The sequence below is a fragment of the Streptomyces roseochromogenus subsp. oscitans DS 12.976 genome (assembly GCF_000497445.1).
GTDB classification, from domain to species: domain Bacteria; phylum Actinomycetota; class Actinomycetes; order Streptomycetales; family Streptomycetaceae; genus Streptomyces; species Streptomyces oscitans.
Genome location: NZ_CM002285.1, coordinates 9,294,454 through 9,309,607, shown reverse-complemented (window position 1 = coordinate 9,309,607; position 15,154 = coordinate 9,294,454). Strand labels below are relative to the sequence as shown.

14 protein-coding genes and 3 pseudogenes are annotated in these 15,154 nt (G+C 69.7%); 8 read left to right on the top strand and 9 right to left on the bottom strand.

Annotated elements, in window-relative coordinates:
• Positions 1-168 precede the first annotated feature (168 nt).
• Positions 169-760, top strand: a pseudogene (locus M878_RS95590) (sodium:solute symporter); the annotation flags it as partial.
• 31 nt (positions 761-791) lie between these two features.
• On the opposite strand, the gene M878_RS89905 reads toward M878_RS95590, so the two are convergent.
• Positions 792-1,391 carry a TetR/AcrR family transcriptional regulator gene (locus tag M878_RS89905; protein ID WP_023553549.1) on the bottom strand — a complete coding sequence of 200 codons (600 nt, stop codon included), beginning with the start codon at positions 1,389-1,391 and terminating at the stop codon, positions 792-794.
• 273 nt (positions 1,392-1,664) lie between these two features.
• On the opposite strand from M878_RS89905, the gene M878_RS89900 reads away from it, so the two are divergent.
• Positions 1,665-2,315, top strand: a complete 651-nt coding sequence (locus M878_RS89900) for a peroxiredoxin-like family protein (protein WP_023553548.1) — start codon at positions 1,665-1,667, stop codon at positions 2,313-2,315.
• A gap of 296 nt (positions 2,316-2,611) precedes the next feature.
• Positions 2,612-2,734, top strand: a complete 123-nt coding sequence (locus M878_RS000000101220; protein WP_280923677.1) for a hypothetical protein — start codon at positions 2,612-2,614, stop codon at positions 2,732-2,734.
• 234 nt (positions 2,735-2,968) lie between these two features.
• Here M878_RS000000101220 and M878_RS97990 read toward each other — a convergent pair whose 3' ends face one another.
• Complete coding sequence (locus M878_RS97990) at positions 2,969-3,211, bottom strand: hypothetical protein (RefSeq protein ID WP_158692858.1); 243 nt, start codon at positions 3,209-3,211, stop codon at positions 2,969-2,971.
• 270 nt (positions 3,212-3,481) lie between these two features.
• On the opposite strand from M878_RS97990, the pseudogene M878_RS98655 reads away from it, so the two are divergent.
• Together M878_RS98655 and M878_RS000000102050 are read left to right on the top strand one after the other, a co-directional pair.
• Positions 3,482-3,962, top strand: a pseudogene (locus tag M878_RS98655) (transposase family protein); the annotation flags it as partial.
• Positions 3,963-4,285: 323 nt separating this feature from the next.
• A complete protein-coding gene (locus M878_RS000000102050; RefSeq protein WP_425347943.1) occupies positions 4,286-4,492 on the top strand; it encodes a hypothetical protein in 207 nt (68 codons plus the stop codon).
• Here M878_RS000000102050 and M878_RS95575 read toward each other — a convergent pair.
• Complete coding sequence (locus M878_RS95575) at positions 4,479-4,664, bottom strand: hypothetical protein (RefSeq protein WP_483414722.1); 186 nt, start codon at positions 4,662-4,664, stop codon at positions 4,479-4,481. The genes M878_RS000000102050 and M878_RS95575 overlap by 14 nt on opposite strands.
• 40 nt (positions 4,665-4,704) lie before the next feature.
• Between M878_RS95575 and M878_RS89895 the strand changes: the two are divergent.
• A pseudogene (locus M878_RS89895) lies at positions 4,705-5,103 on the top strand (glycosyltransferase); the annotation flags it as partial.
• A gap of 86 nt (positions 5,104-5,189) precedes the next feature.
• Positions 5,190-6,092, top strand: coding sequence for an NADP-dependent oxidoreductase (locus M878_RS89890; protein ID WP_023553544.1), 903 nt, complete (start codon positions 5,190-5,192; stop codon positions 6,090-6,092).
• 107 nt (positions 6,093-6,199) lie between these two features.
• Here the strand turns inward: M878_RS89890 and M878_RS89885 are convergent, their stop codons facing one another.
• From M878_RS89885 to M878_RS89875, 3 genes are all read right to left on the bottom strand, one after another.
• Positions 6,200-7,054 (bottom strand): alpha/beta fold hydrolase, encoded by an 855-nt coding sequence (locus M878_RS89885; protein WP_023553543.1) that lies wholly within the window; start codon positions 7,052-7,054, stop codon positions 6,200-6,202.
• A 154-nt stretch (positions 7,055-7,208) separates the two neighbouring features.
• Complete coding sequence (locus tag M878_RS89880) at positions 7,209-10,319, bottom strand: alpha-N-acetylglucosaminidase (RefSeq protein ID WP_023553542.1); 3,111 nt, start codon at positions 10,317-10,319, stop codon at positions 7,209-7,211.
• Positions 10,320-10,563: 244 nt separating this feature from the next.
• Positions 10,564-12,672, bottom strand: a complete 2,109-nt coding sequence (locus M878_RS89875) for a glycoside hydrolase family 31 protein (protein WP_051430160.1) — start codon at positions 12,670-12,672, stop codon at positions 10,564-10,566.
• A gap of 643 nt (positions 12,673-13,315) precedes the next feature.
• Here M878_RS89875 and M878_RS92660 point away from each other — a divergent pair.
• A complete protein-coding gene (locus M878_RS92660; RefSeq protein ID WP_023553539.1) occupies positions 13,316-13,783 on the top strand; it encodes a DUF6294 family protein in 468 nt (155 codons plus the stop codon).
• A 180-nt stretch (positions 13,784-13,963) separates the two neighbouring features.
• Here the strand turns inward: M878_RS92660 and M878_RS99125 are convergent, their stop codons facing one another.
• The 3 genes from M878_RS99125 to M878_RS92655 are packed head-to-tail and all read right to left on the bottom strand — an operon-like array spanning position 13,964 to position 14,857.
• Positions 13,964-14,131, bottom strand: a complete 168-nt coding sequence (locus M878_RS99125; protein WP_209445602.1) for a hypothetical protein — start codon at positions 14,129-14,131, stop codon at positions 13,964-13,966.
• A gap of 2 nt (positions 14,132-14,133) precedes the next feature.
• Positions 14,134-14,436: a TetR/AcrR family transcriptional regulator gene (locus M878_RS99120; RefSeq protein ID WP_023553537.1), complete on the bottom strand. Its 303-nt coding sequence runs from the start codon at positions 14,434-14,436 to the stop codon at positions 14,134-14,136.
• Between the two features lie 43 nt (positions 14,437-14,479).
• Complete coding sequence (locus M878_RS92655; RefSeq protein WP_023553536.1) at positions 14,480-14,857, bottom strand: hypothetical protein; 378 nt, start codon at positions 14,855-14,857, stop codon at positions 14,480-14,482.
• Between the last annotated feature and the right edge of the window lie 297 nt (positions 14,858-15,154).

Genomic DNA, 15,154 nt, shown 5'->3' with positions numbered 1-15,154 from the left:
GGCAGGCAACGCCGTCGCCGTCCGCGGGAGCAACCCGCAGCCCACTTCTCAGCCGATCACGGGCGCCACCCCACCGGACGCCGAACTCGACGACGTCGTGCGCAGCGAAACTGTCGCCATCCAGACCACGCCGACGACGCGCGTTCCCGGCGAGGGAGGCACGAGGTCATGACCGGGGGCGTCAACGGCGTCGCTCTCGCAGTCTTCGCCTTCTTCTTCCTGGCCCTCACCGTGATGGGCTTTCGCGCCGCCCGCCGGAGCAAGCCCGACAACGAGCACTCGCTGGACGAATCGGGCCTGGGCGGACGGTCGTTCGGCGCCTCGATCACCTGGTTCGTGCTCGGCGGTGACGCGTACACGGCCACGGCCGACTTCGTGCGCGGCCGCTTCGGCTCCAGGGGCCTGTCACTGGCGGTCGCCTTCACCGGCATCCTCGCGACGATGCCGTGCATCGCCTCCAACTCGTGGGCATCCAAGCCGTGCTGGAGGACGCCATGGGCGTCTGCGGTGACGAGAACACGAACTGGTTGGTCAAGGACCTGCCGTTGCTGATCGCCTTCGGTGTACTGGCCGCCTCCGCCTACTCCTCCGGCATGCGCGCCCCCGCTGTGAGCGCCTTCGTCAAGGACGACCCGATCCATGTCGTGATCACGGTGGCGATCATCTGCATCCCGATGAAGCTGGGCAGCTTCTCGATGACATCTTCGCCAAGGCCGCCCTCGCCTACGCACGAACCAACCCGACGACCGGCAATCCGCGCTGAGCGCCGGCCAGCGATCCAGACATCTGCCTCAGGCGGCGGCCGGCCGGCCGATTGATTCCAGCGCCACGGTCACCGTCCTGAGCAGCGCCTTGGCCTCGGCGCCGGCGCGCGAGCGCAGGTTCACGCCATAGGCGAGCAAGGCCAGCAGATCGGCCGCCGCTCCCGGGGCGGCCCCAGCGGCCAGCTGCCCCGCGGCCTCGGCCGTGACGAGCGCCGCGTACATCGCGTCCCGCAGCTCTTGGTGGTGCCGGTCGAGAATGGCGCGGACGTCGGGATCGCCGTTCTCCGCTCCGGCGTGCGCGTTGGAGACCATGCAGCCCCAGCGGGCGTACTCGCCCGAACACCTTGCCTCGATCAGGCCGTCGAAGAACTCTGCGATGGCGGGCAAGCCGCGCTCATCCTGCGCAAGCCGGCGGAACATCGGCTGGGAGCGCTGTTCGAGATAGCGGCGCAGTGCGGTGAGGTAGAGCTCCTGCTTGCCGCCGAAGGTGGCGTACAGACTGGAGCGGTTGAGGCCGGTCGCGGTCACGATGTCCTGGATGCCGGTGGTGGCCACACCCTGTTGCCAGAACAACCGCACCACGGTGTCCAGGGTCGCGTCCGGGTCGAAGTGCTTGATATCCGGCATGTTCCACCCCGCCATCTTGAAATAAGGGTTCCAAGATACTCCGCCCGGGCGCCATCCCGCGGCCATGAATCCCGTACCAGCACTATGGACAGCCGCATACGGCCCACAAGCACCACCGGCCCTTCGATTCCTCGCCCGCCACCACCCTCTGAAAGCCGATACCGCACCTCGCCTGGCGCGAGCCCTCGCTCTGCCGCTATCTTGGAACGATCGTTTCAAGAATTGGCCGGGACATGGGCCCCGCGCCAGGCGTAATCCAGGAGGAACGGCACCGTGACCAGCCTCAACGCTGAACTTCGCGCCTTCTACGAAGCCCGCCAACAGCAGATCCCCGCCGAAGTGCGGCAGGTCATGCATCGGGCCGGCCAGGAACTCGCCGACTCCGGACAGGTCGACCGCGCCCTCACCGTCGGCGATCGAGCTCCCCGGTTCCGGCTGCCTTCAGCCACCGGCCAGACGGTCGCGCTGGACGACCTGATCGCCGAATGCCCGGTAGTGCTGACCTTCTACCGAGGCGCCTGGTGTCCGTACTGCAACATCGCCCTGCGCGCCCTCCAGCAGCACCACACCGATATCACCGCACGCGACGCCCGCCTGGTCGCCGTATCCCCGCAGATCCCGGACGAATCTCTCAGCCTCGCCGAGAAGCACAGCCTGACCTTCGACGTCCTCAGCGACGTCGGCTCCGACACCGCCAAGCAGTACGGCCTCGCCTTCGACCTCCCCGACGACCTCGCCGCGGTCTACGACAAGCTCGGCTTCGACCTTCAGCGCGTCAACGACGGCCACCCCCGCACCATCCCGCTGCCCGCCACCTACGTCATCGACCGCGATGGCGTCATCCGGTGGGCCTTCGTCAACACCGACTACACCACCCGCGCCGAACCGTCCGACATCATCACCGCCCTCGACGCACTGAGCTGAGGCGTAGCAAAGCCGCGGCTTGCGGTCCGGTCTCGAGTCGGACATAGGCGGGTCGTCGTCCACCGTCGGGCAGTAGGCGACGACTCGCATCGCGCACTCTGAGAGATGTTGCGGTCATCAGTGAGACACCAGGCCGGCCTGGCCTCCGCGGTCAAGGCCTTCCTGGCGGGAGGATTTCGCCGCTGACAGGCCGCAAGAAGCCGAACCCATTCGGGAGAAGATCACAGCGGCTTTTGAGCCGGGTGGAGGAAGAGGCGCGCCCCGCTGCTGGGCCTGACGCTGCGCACAGCCGCCGAATGCGTGATCAGCGAGCCGTCACGCGGTACACCGCTCAGCCGCACCACAAGCCGAACGTGATGCGAGGGCGCGCGGTGCGCGCGGTGCTCCAGGACTCGTCCTGCGCGAACGCCGTCGCCTGATGCACGGAGACTGTGGTGTGGGGAAGGGACTGCCGTTGCAGTCGCCGCCCCACACGGAAAGATCGCCGTCCGGCCGGAGCAGTGGGCGGCGCAGGCCTTCGATTGTGGTCGGCAGGGCGGTCAGGGACAGGGATCGTGCCCCTGCTCCTGACCGCCCCGGGGGTGGGTGGACTTCTTCCCTGTGCGGTTGTGCGGTTGTGCGGTCGGCGGGCAGGAACTACCGCCGGTTGTCGGTCAGTTGCAGAAGTTGAGGAGGTCGAGGAGCCCGTTGCCACACTTGTTTTCGTCCCCGCCGCCGTGGCCGCCGTGGCTCCAGGCCGGGGCGGCCTTTGTGGCGACGTGCGTGACGGGCGTCGCGGCCACGGCGGATGTGGCAGTCGCCACCCCCGCCGCACAAGCGATGCCCAGGGCGGCACTCACCGCGAAAACTCGCGGCATCCGGGAAACGGTCTTCTTGGGGTGAGGTGTAGTGATCATGAACTCACCATGCACACCCTCGCGACCGCTGTCGCGCCGAGCGCATCCGAGCGGGTGAGCCACCCCCCAGGGCCGGATCAGAATGCGTTTCCAGGGGATACGCCGGCCTCGGCTGACCGCGATACGCGGCACATCGCTCAGTGAGCATTTTCAGCGTGGCCACTGATGGGGTGACGGCGTTGGTGTCTGCAACGGACAAGGCTTCCGTGCTGCTGAGGGAGGTGTTCGAAGTTTCAATCCACCGGCGCAGACGTTTCCTGTCCTGCCGCACTGGACCTGCCGCATGCTCCGGTCGAGTGGGTCACCTTGCTCATTGTCACCCGTGAGGGTGACTGCCCATGCAAGCTCCTGCCGCACCAGCGTGCCCTGGTCGGCCTGCTGGACCTGCGTCGGCATGACACCCTCGCGGGGAGTGCGACCGGGTCGGCGGCAGCCGGGCCGACTACTCCCACAAGCGCCGTCGGCACAGAGTGAACGTGCAGGTCGTGACCGACCCGGAAGGGCGGCTGTTGTGAAGTTCGCCCGCGTTGCCCGGTGTGCCCACGACCTGAGCGCGGCTTGCGCCCACCGGATCATCCGGATCTGTGAGCACCAGGGCGTTCCAGTGCTCGCCGACCGTGCCCGCACGGGAGCCAGCCCGTGGGTGACGACACCCCTCAGACACCCGCCGGGTCGCCACCTCACACCAGCCCAGCAAGCCGTCAGCCGTGCGCTGAAAAGACTCACCGGGCCCGTGCGCGGTGCCGCCCAGCACCGTCCTGATCTGAGCCGGGTCCTCACCTCCTGGCCGATGCCCACGGATCGGCAAACCGACGCCGACTTGTACCCCACGTCCGCTTCCAGGGCGCGCCCGTGGGGGCGGTGCCGACCAGCACCGCTTGGCGAGGACCTGTTCGTCGTTCCGGTCTTCGGAAGGCTCTACCGCTCGGGGCAACCGCGGCCAGGTCTTCGCGTTCGTACTCCTCGACGACCAGGGTGTAGTGCGAGGCCGCCTGGAGGGACTGGACCGGTACCACGCCCGTCGGTGATCTCCTCCTCGCCCACCGCAAGCAGCACGTCCTGCTCCGCGTGCCAGTGCCAGACAACCTGGAGAACCTGGCGGCCACGATGGAAGCGGCCTTGAAGAGCTATGGGACCGGCCAGGACGTGCCAGCTCGCGGTGCCGGTCTGGCCGACGTCGACGGGCCTGGCGCCGAAAGCGAGCAGCCGCTCCAGCTCGGCGTCCTGGTCGCGGTCGGTGACGACGCGCCGCGCGACTGCGTTTTGCTCAAGGTGACCTGAAAGAAGCGCCCTGGCCCCCGGTCTTGATGAGCGGCGCGTCTCGTGTGAACTCCCGGAACCCGACGCTGTAGTACAGCCCGCGCGCCTTGGGATGCCCTGGCGCACCCAGACAGACGACCGTCATGTGATGGGCCCCGGCCTCCCGCGCCAGGTGCATCCCGTGCAGCAGCATCGCCCGGCCCAACCCGAGCCGCCGGTAGTCGGGATGCGTTGCCGGCCTGGCCCTGATCGACGACCGGGACGACTGCTTCGTAGTCGGTGAGGTGAACCATCAGGCGCTGTTCACCCGGGTGGCCGCCGTCGTGCACCACGGCGGCGCGGGCACCACGACGACGGCCGCCCGGGCGGGCGCGCCTCAGGTGGTGGTGCCCCAGATCGTGGACCAGCCGCGCTGGGCCGCCCGGGTGTCCGAGCTGGGCATCGGGGCGGCACACGACGGTCCGACCCCGACCTTCAACTCCCTGTCAGCCGCGCTCACTACGGCCCTGACCCCCGAGATCCGAGCACGGGCGAAGGCCGTGGCCGGCACGATCCGCACCGACGGTGCGACACTGGCCGCGAAGCTGTTGCTCGACGTGGCCGACCGGGAAACGACGCCCGGGTCCGCGTGAACCACCCGGAAGGTGTTCGCAGCGAAGAGCGTGCACTGTCGAACGCGCAGCAAGCGCGACGTCCTGAGTCGAGATCGGAGCGAACGGTGAAGGCGGTCCGTTTCAACCAGTTCGGGGGCCCGGAGGTCCTCGGGATCGTGGATCTCCCCGATCCGCATCCGGGGCCCGGCCAGGTTCGGATTGCGGTGCGCGCGGCCGGTGTCAACCCCAGCGACTGGAAGAAGCGCAAGGGCCTGATGGATCGGGAGCTCCCGCAGATGCTGGGCCACGAGGCGGCGGGCGTCGTCGACGAGCTCGGCGAGGGGGTTGCGGACGTGGCCGTCGGCGATCGCGTGTTCGGCTTCTCCGGTGAGGGGGCGGCCCAGGCCGAGCTGGCGGTGCTGGACCACTATGCGCCGATCCCGGCGTCGCTTGACTTCCCCGGCGCCGCCGCGCTGCCGGCCGCCATCGAGACGGCCACGCGCGCGCTTGACCAGCTCGGCGTCGGGAGCGGCAGCACGCTGCTCATCAACGGCGCCTCCGGAAGCGTCGGCAGCGCCGCGGTTCAGCTCGCCGTGGTGCGCGGCACGCGCGTGATCGGCACCGCCAGTCCGGCCAACCACGAGTACCTTCGCTCCCTGGGGGCCGAGCCTGTCGCCTACGGTTCGGGCCTCGTCGGGCGGGTTCGCGTGCTTGCTCCCGACGGCGTCGACGAGGCGCTCGACGTCGCCGGGAGCGGCGTGCTGCCCGAGCTCATCGAGCTCACGGGTGGCACGGAGCACGTCGTGACGGTCGCCGACTTCGCCGGCGCGCAGAGGTACGGGGTGACGTTCAGCCGTGGGGACGCCGGCCGCGCGGTCCATGTACTCGCCGAGATCGGCGAGCTGATCGAGGCCGGGCGTTTCTCGCTTCCTGTCGCGCAGACCTTCCCGCTCGCCGAGATCGCGGAGGCGCACCGCGTCAGCGAGGACGGTCACGTTCGCGGGAAGCTCGTGCTGCTGGTCGGCTGACGCGGCCGCGATGTCCCTCGGGCTGTCGGGTGCCACGGCGCACCGGCGGTTCAGCGAGTGGAGCAAGGCCGGGGCGACCACGAGGTTCGTAAACTGTGCCGGATTCTTTAGTCGGGCAGCCCTCGAACGAACCCGGCGACCAGCGTCGCCACCGCTTCCGGAGTCTCCATGATCATGGGGTGCGTGGCGTCAATCCGGTTGACGCTGATCGTCGGCCGGGTACGGGAGAGCGCGGCCAGCTCGTCGGAGACTCCATGTGCGAACCGGGCGCTGAAATCGTCGAACCACTCCATGCCAGGAGCAGGCGGTAGCCTTCGGCCGGCCTGTACCAGCAGCAGCGGGCAGTCGACCCCGTCCAGCCACGTGGGCACACCGAGCGCGCCGAGCCTGTGAAGTTCGTCCAGGATCCCCACCGCCTCCGCCCGTTCCGGCCTCGTCTGCCACGTGCCGTCGGGCAAGGGGCGTACGGCCGCGCGGGCAGCGGCTTCCGCGCGGTCGGCGGGGATGCCGAATCGGGCGGCGTTGATGACCTGATGTTCGATGTACTCGGGCGGCGCGATGGTCCCGGCCGACGCCAGCAGCCCCTCACTCACCCGTTCAGCGCCGGGGTAGTCGCGTCCCCACCAGAAACCGTCGAGATTCACGGCGGCACGGGCCCGATCCGGGTTCGCCCGGGCGTACTCGACCCCGACCAGTCCGCCGAGGGAATGGCCCACCACAACGGCCTCTGGCACGCCATGCGCGTCGAGCGTGTCCGTGATGTGCCGCACCACGGTCGGGATGGTCCAGGGGGAGATACCGGGAGAGTTGCCGTGGCCGGGAAGGTCGACGGCGAGGACACGGTGCCCGGCGGTGAGCAGGGGGGCCGAGGCGTCCCAGTCGGTGAGGGACCGTCCGTAACCGTGCAGGAGAACCAGTTGCGGGCCATCGCCCCCATAGTCATGAGCGTGTAGAAGTGTCATATGGGCTTCAGCGTAGGGGGTATACGGCATTGCTCACACCGAATTACGGATCTCCGTCGAAGTCGCACGGCCCGGGGCCGGTCAAGGCGTCCCTCGTGGGGAAGTGCGGACCTGGACCTACGAGTTCAAGGTCCGCACGACCCCGGACGCCGTGTCAGGGCGCGATCGTGAAGTTCGTGAACGTCGCGATGCCCCTCCCTCCCGTCGCCCCACTCGCCGCGGTCATGAACACTCCCGCGTCCTGGGTCCCGGCCGTCTTCGCCGGCGTCGCCGTGCCCACCTCGGTCCATGTCGTGCCGTCCGTGCTGTACTCCCCCACGAAGGCCGTGCCGTCGCGGCGTAGCCGCAGGTGGACGGGGACTTCCGCGGAATCGTCCGTCGCGATCGAGTCGAAGCCGCCGTCGCCGTCCGCGTCCCAGCTCAGGACGCAGCCGTTGGACGGGGTCACCGCAAGGTTGACGTATCCTCCCGAGCCGACGGCGGTCAGGTCGTTGGCGAGCATCAGTCCCGCCCGCGCCCAGGGGCCGGTCGCGTCCTGCGAGGTGACCCGCACCGAGGCGATGGATCCCGCGCCGTACGCGCCGGCGCGGTAGAGGGCCCCGAAGTCGTTCGTGCCACCCCACAGGTCCGCGCCGGCGCCTTCGACGGCGATCTCTTCGCCGAGCATGCCGAACTCCGCGTCGTTGGACGTGACCGCGCGATACGGCTCGCCGGCTCCGGTGACCGCCAGCAGGCGTACCGGAGCGACCGTCCTGCCGCCGCCCCGCTGGGTCGCCACCGCGACCAGCTGGCTGACCAGGGCGTCCGGGGCTCCGGAGAGACGGATCTCGAAGCGGGCGGTGAGTGTTCCGCCGGGGGCCAGCGTTGCCGCTTCCACCGGGCCGAGGGGGCGCGCTGTCAGGCCGGCGGGGAGCTTCAGGGAGAGGGTCACCTCGCGTGCCGGCGCGAATCCGTTTCGGTTCGTGAGGGTGAGCTTCACGATGGCCGGGCGGTTGGGCGCCACCGCGCCCGGGTCGGCCACCGCCGTCAGTGTGGACTGGTACGGGGTGCCCGCGAGGACGTCCCGCACCCGGCAGGCCAGGGTGTACGGGGACCCCTGGGGCTCGGCCGGATGCGCCTCGTGGGCGTGTGCCCAGGCGTCATCGAGGGCGAACCAGTCGATCGTGTCCGGGTCGTTTCCGGACGACAGGGCGTCGAAGTACGTCTGCCAACGCGTTCGGTACAGACCGCCGACCAGGCCTGCCCACTCGCGGTTGGCGTAGTCGTGCAGGCCCGCTTCACTGCTCTCCCGGCCGCCCCAGGTGGTGAGGAGCGACCGGGCGTCGTACTCCAGGCGGTCCTGCTCGGTGGGGTCCGCGCCCCAGGATCGCGCCTCAGCCAGCCAGCGGCCCAGCAGGTGCGGGCGGGATGTCGACAGCAGCTGGTCCAGCAGGTCCATCCAGGACAGCCAGGTGTGGGTCAGCGTGCCGAACAGGTCCTGGTCGCCCGTATCGTGGGCCGCCTTGAGCTGCGGGAGCAGGAGACGGCTGCGGTTGGACAGGACCTGGCGGGCGACGTCCACGACGTCGTACAGGTATGCGGGGCTCTGCCTCAACTCCTCGCGGATATCGAGGAGTTCGCTCAGCGCCGGGTCGAAGGCCGTGGTGTCGTAGCGGTCGGTCTCCGGGCTCCAGGTGGCGGCCTTGGTCGCGGTCAGGCTCGGGCGGGCACCGAAGAGGCCGTCCGGGGCCTCGCTCCAGGAGTCCGTGCGGCGCATGCCGTAGGCGGTGGCACGGAGCGTGTGCCAGGCGGCGGCCGCGTGCCGGTCCGCGCCGCCGTACCGGTAGACGGAGTGGGCGGCGAACCAGTCGTCCAGATCGATCGTGCCGGGCGTCCATGCCAGGTCGGTGAGCAGGGCGAGGGCGGGCGCGTTGTTGTCGGAGGCTTCGGGCATCACCGCGATCCCGGCCAAGGAACTCCCGCTCTTGTCACGCCACTTGGGGTACCACTCCACCCAGTCGGGGGTGTTGGCGCCGATCGCGGTGTGTCCGCCGAAGTTCCAGATGCTGCCGTAGGCGTAGGGGGTGCGGCCCCAGTCGCTCTCTCGGTCGGTGACCGTCGGGTAGCGGTCGGAGAGCCCGTCCACGATCAGCATGCGGGACTTGTCCACGGCGTCCAGCAGGGCCCGGGGCGGGTTGCTCTCCCAGCCGAGGATGGCCCAGAGCGCGCCCGGGTGTGCCCGCCGCAGGGCCGCCTCGACAGCCCTGGCGGCTTCGCCCACCGGCACGTCGCCGGGGTTGCCGCCCTCGTGCAGCAGGTCCATCTTGTACATCGTGCTGTCGCCGAGGCGGTCCGACTGGGCGCGGTAGAAGGCGGCCGCCACGTCCCCGAAGGCCGTGGTGCGCGGGTCGAGCCAGTCGGGCCGGTTGAACCCGACCCAGGTCCCTTGTGGCACCACCCTCGCGTCCCCTCCGTACCGGGCGGGGAAGTCGTCGGGGACCGTGCCGAAATAGCCGGGCAGAACCGGCGTCATGCCCAGTTCCCGTACCCGGTCCACGATCCGCCGCGCCAGCTGCGCCCGCCGCTCGATGAGCTGCCGCGAGACGGGGCCGCCGAAGCCCGACATGTTCTGCAGCAGCCACCACGGCTGGTGGGCCGGGGCCGGGATCCACGACCGCATCTCGGCGTCGGTGTAGAGGAACTTCCGGAACGTGTCGTAATAGACCGCGTCCGCGCCCGCATAGACCAGGATGCGGTTGACACCGTGAGCGGCGAGGACATCCAGCTCGCGCTGCCATGTGTCCCAGTCGCGGTAGGGGCCGGTGTAGCCCTCGTCGGTGTCGTTGAGGACGAATCGGTGGGGTACGTTCGCCCTCCCGGTGAGCTCTTCGGCGGGAGCAGGAAGCAGGCCGGGCAGAGCGAGCTGGTCGCCGGTCCAGGAGACCGAGGCGTGGACGGTGCGCCGCAGGTAGGTGTGGACGCCGGTGAGGAGGACTGCGGGGCTGGTGCCCTCGACGGTGATCCGGCCGGTCCTACCGGTGACCCGGAAACGGTCCGTGCCGTCCGCGGCGAGCGGCAGCAGCGTGAACTGGTCGTGGTGCTCGGGCAGCAGCCGCCGCAGCGCGGCCGCGGCGGGTGCCGGGTCGTCGGCCGCGTGCGCCTCCCGTGGGCGGGCCGGCAGGGCGACACCGCCGAGGACAAGGGCGCCCGCGAGCACACCTCGGCGGGTGACGCCGACGGCGCCGCAGTTGTCGCTGTCCTTGAACGTCCCTGCGGAACGGGGCACCTGGTCGTCATCGCCGACGTGCGCGGGGCCGGGCGATCTGCGGCTGGCGGACACGTTGGGGCCTCTCGGTCGTGGGGCGGACGGGGAGCGAGACAGAGCGCGATGTGGACGGGCACCCGGCCGTTCCGGCTGCGGGGGCGAGGGCGGCACCGCAGCCTGCGTCGGGGACAGCCGGTTCGAGGGGTGGGCGGGGCGGCGACACCTCGGTGGCGGTGAGGGACGGCCCGGGGCCCGCGCTGCCCCGTCACGGGGAGGGAGTCTTCAGGGCGAGCGGCACGGGGTCGTCGGCACCCCGCAACGCCCGCAGGGCCTTGGCGGCGCCCTGGGCCCTGAGGTTCACGAAGGCGGGGGTGACGCCAAGCGGGGCGGGGTAGGCGGGGAGGGTCCTGGGTCCGTGGATCACCGTGCCGTGGTTGACGTCGTACCAGATGCCGGGCGGGAGATGGACGGTGCGGGTGGCGCGGTCGGTGAGCTGCAGGGCGGCGAGGACGGCCGGGCCGAGCATCCACTCGTCGGTGATCGTGTAGGCCGCCGTGTCCCGCGGGAAGTCGAAGAACAGGGGACGCATGATCGGGTCGCCGGTCTTCACGGTCTGCCGGACCTGGTCCCAGATGTAGGGAGCGAGCCGTTCGTGCCGTGCGATCGCCTTGCGGTAGAGGTCGATGGTCTGCCGGTCGTAGGTGACCTTCTTGCCGGTCGTCACGTCGATGGTGTCCACGGGTGAGGTGGAGGAGTACATCAGCGGCTGCAGGGCGGCGGACTGGGCCCAGCGCACCAGGACCTGCTTGCTCGGTGGGGGCTCGCTGCTGGAGCCGCCGATCATGTCGGTGGTGACGAAGGGGTAGCCGATCGTGGAGATCGCGAGGTTCTGGGTGACGGAGGCGCGCAGGGAGTTCCAGCCGGTGCCCTTGTCCACCTGCCGGGTGACGAATCCGGCGCGGTGGGCGGTGCTGTCCCAGTGCACCCGGATGCCGACGCCCTGGAGGTCGAAACGGTCGGCGAGTTCGGCGCCGAGCCGTTGGTAGTCGGTGGGCTGGTAGCCCTCGTGCGGGGCACACTTGTCGTCGAAGAAGCGGGTGTCGAACTTCAGGCCGTCGATGTCGTAGGAGCTCATCAGCTTCCCGAGCCGTCCGACGTACCAGGCCTTGGCTTCGGGGTTGCCGAGGTCGACGATGCCCGCGGTGCCGTTCCACCAGGTGACCGTGCACGGCTTCGTCGTGTCACCCGCGTCCTTGAGCAGATAGCCGTGGTCGGCGGCGTACCGGTACTGGTCGGAGTCCAGGTTGATCCAGAGGGTGACCCAGAGGCCGAAGTCGAAGCCGAGCTGGTGGATCTTGTCTGACATGGCCCTGGGGTCCGGATAGGCCTTCGCGTCGAAGGTCATGTTCCCGTAGTCGGACTCCCACTTGTCGTCGAGTTGGAGCGTGTGGCCGCTGAGGCCGTTGTCGTGCAGGTCCTGTGCGTAGTCCAGGAGCCGGGCCTGGTCGACGTGGGTGTAGAACTGCGCCCAGGAGTTCCACACCGGCTTGGCGTACTGCTCGTACGTCGCGTCGCTCCTGGCGGGCTTGCCGACGATGCCGACGTAGTCGCGGTAGACCTCCAGCGGGGTGGACTCCACGAAGACGGTCGCCTTGTAGGGATCGGCGGATTCGATGTCGAAGCGCCCGATCCCGTCCATGCCGCCGTTGATCGACACATCCATGACGTGCCCGGTGTCCACCCGCAGTCCGGTCGCGCTGGAGGTGTACCAGAACGGATCGATCATGTCGTACGAGGACGGGCTGAAGGAGGGGTGGACGACCTCACCACTGTCGAGCGGCCACGGCTGGTCGGTGCCGGGCCCGCCCTGCGGGGTCTCGGCCTCGCCATGGCCGTACCAGTGACCGGCGGACTTCAGGTCGTAGGCGAGGCCCAGCCGGTCGGGGACGGCGCCCTTGACGTTCCAGTCGAGTGAGTAGCGGTCGGCGGACGGTGTGAGACGGGCCTCCACGGTGGCGCCGTCGGCGGTCGTGTCCGCGGTGAGGGTCAGGGTGCCGCCGCGCCAGGTCCAACCGGTGACCCTGGTGGCGTGCTGCCAGCTGCCGCCGAGGCGGAAGCGCAGCGCGCCGGTGTCGCCGGCCGCGGTGGCCAGTACGGATGTGCCGGAGCGTCTGGTGGACAGTTCCAGTTGAGCGGTCGTCACGTCGACAACGTAACCGGGGGCGTTGCCGCTCGGTGGGACCGTGAGCGCGAGTCCGCCGGCGGTGCGGCTCACCCTCGGCGGGGCTGGCGCCGGCCTCTCTCCGGCTGCCTGGGCCCGGGTGGGCAGAGCCCCGGGGAGAGCGAGAGCCAGGGAGGAGACGGCGAGGAGCATTCTGAGTCTGCGGAGTCGTCCGAGCACGGCGCATCTCCTTCGACGAAGGGGGCCTGAGAGCTGCGATACAAGGTCCGTTCCAGATCAGTGCAAGAATGTGCTTGATTTAGCAGATAATTGAGCAGGAAACGTCACTTGTCAATGACGGCTTCCGCTTCAGGGACGCACTCCCGCCACCCCGGCCCCGCCCGTGGGCGCCCATCCGACGGAGGTACCCCGGTTCATGGTCGTCGCGCTCCAGGGCAGCACCTCGCGCGCTCTACCGGGGTCTGATCGTCGTTCACGACAATCGGAGCGCTGACTCTCCGACAGCGGTCTTGCCCTTTCTGGGACATCTACGGCGACCTGGCCTGACGGACCGGTGTGCTCGCAGCCGTGGTTCTCGGAACACCCATGTGGCAGCTGCTGACAGGGGAAAAGAGAGGGGAATCGTGAGAATGTCCTTGGTACTCCGCCGCGTGCGGACGCCTGCCCTGGCAGCCGGCTTCGCGCTCGCGCTGCCGGCGGCAGTGCCCGCCGACGCTCGAGCGGCCGGCGGAAGCTACACGTACGGGGTCGGCGCCACCTGGGACGCGCCGACCGGCGTCCAGGCATTCGGCGTCCGTCTCGGCTCGACCCTCCAAGCCACGAGGGGAGCCCGGTCATGACCGCTCTTCGACGCCTCGCCCGGCTCACGGCCACGATGGCCGCCATCCTCGCCGCGGTGCTGGTCTTCCCCACGCCGGCGTCGGCCGCCACCGGCAGCAACGCTGTTCGTTCGGGCATGTCGACCGGATCCCGGACCGGGCTCGCGGACGATACGTACAAGTGGTTCAGCTGGGGGGACCTCAAGGTCGGTGACTGCCATCAGACCGGCGGGTACCTGCGGCTGTACGCGGATGGCCGTCTCACGTTCAGCGCGCGGACCTGGACGGACTTCACCCTCAGCGGCGACGTGTGGCATGCACGCTTCGAACTGAAGAACCCAGCAGGTCAGAGCCTGTTCACCACATCCACCTACGACAGCCCGACCATGTGGGCGAGCAAGAGGCACGACTGGACAGCCAATGGCACCTACGAGCCGAGCGTCTACGGCGCCACGGCCAGGGTGACCCAGTGGGCCTCCTGCTGAACCAACCGCACACGGTGGTGGCCTTCGCGTCCGGTACGCGAAGACCACCATCGACCCCCCGCCCGACTCCAACACCAGCTGATCCGGCGGGATTTCACCGGTCGAGCAGGAACTCCAGCAGGGCCTCCGTGCCGACCTCGGGCTGCTCCTGCCGGGTGAAACGTTGCTCAGTCTTCACGTTTAGCCTTCTCGTTTGCCGATGGAGTTCAGCAGCTTCTGGCGCTTGGCCGTCATCGCGGCCACTGCCGCGTCGGCGGTGGCCTGGACGTCGTCGGGGCCGGGCGTCTCCGGCCCGAGCAGCGAGGTCACCGCTGCGGCGATCACTCTGGCCGGTTCGTCCACGGACACCGCTACCAGCACACGCTGCCGAGCCGCGCGGACGAACGGCTCCGGCTGGGACGGCTGTCGTCGGGACTGGCGGTGATCATTTCGATGAAGTCGTCGGGCACGGCGAGGAAGTTCCTGGCGAACAGGCCCACCAGCAGGTCCTCGCGGGTGCTCCAGTGCGGGTGCACGGTGCCCTTGGCGACGTGCGCACTCTCCGCGATCTCCGCGATGGTCAGCCCCTTGCCTTCGCGCTTGAGCACCAGTTGCCGCGCCGCGGCCAGAATGCGCGCCGCGCTGCCGGAATCCTGTTCGGCCAGTACCGCCATGGTCGTCCTCCCGTCGTGTCGGCGCGCCCGCGCCGGCCTGCGATCATGCCCGCGCGATGTCGATTTCCTTCCTTCGGGCAGACTTGTTGCGGGTGCGTAGGAACCGCAGCAGCAGGTCCGCGCCGGCCAGCCCAGCCGACACCCCCATGCCGGCGTACAGGGTCACGCGCCAGGCCGAGTCGCCGATGAGCACGACCCGTCCCTTGCGGCAACGGTCCCTCTGCACTTGCTCCACCGAGTCGAACAACAGCTCGTCGGTGGCTTCCAGCACTTCCAGCGCGGCGCCGAGCGTGTAGCCGTTGGGTCCGCGTCCGAACGCCTTGCGTACGCGGACGGCCGGAGGCTCGGTGAACTCGGCGTCCACGTCGTCGGTTCGATATCCCATCAGGATCGTCGGCGATTGGTCGGCGAACGCGAACACCCGCGACGACCGGCCCGGCGGCACCGACGACCAGGTCGAACCGCTCGGTGACGGTGCCGTCGGCGGCGGTGTTCGTGAGCGTGAAGTCCACGCCCTCGGCGTCCTGCTCGATCTTCGTCGGCACCGTCGAGCAGCGGATCTCCACGTCGTCGGGCAGCGCCTGGAACGCGGCCCGCTCCACGTCACCGCGCAGCATCAGCCACGGCTCGCCGGGGAGGTCCCGGAATCCTCGGCCGCGCCTCCACGCACCGAAACGGTCCACGCCGGCTGCGCCTCGGCCGCCCGTGTGACGGCCAC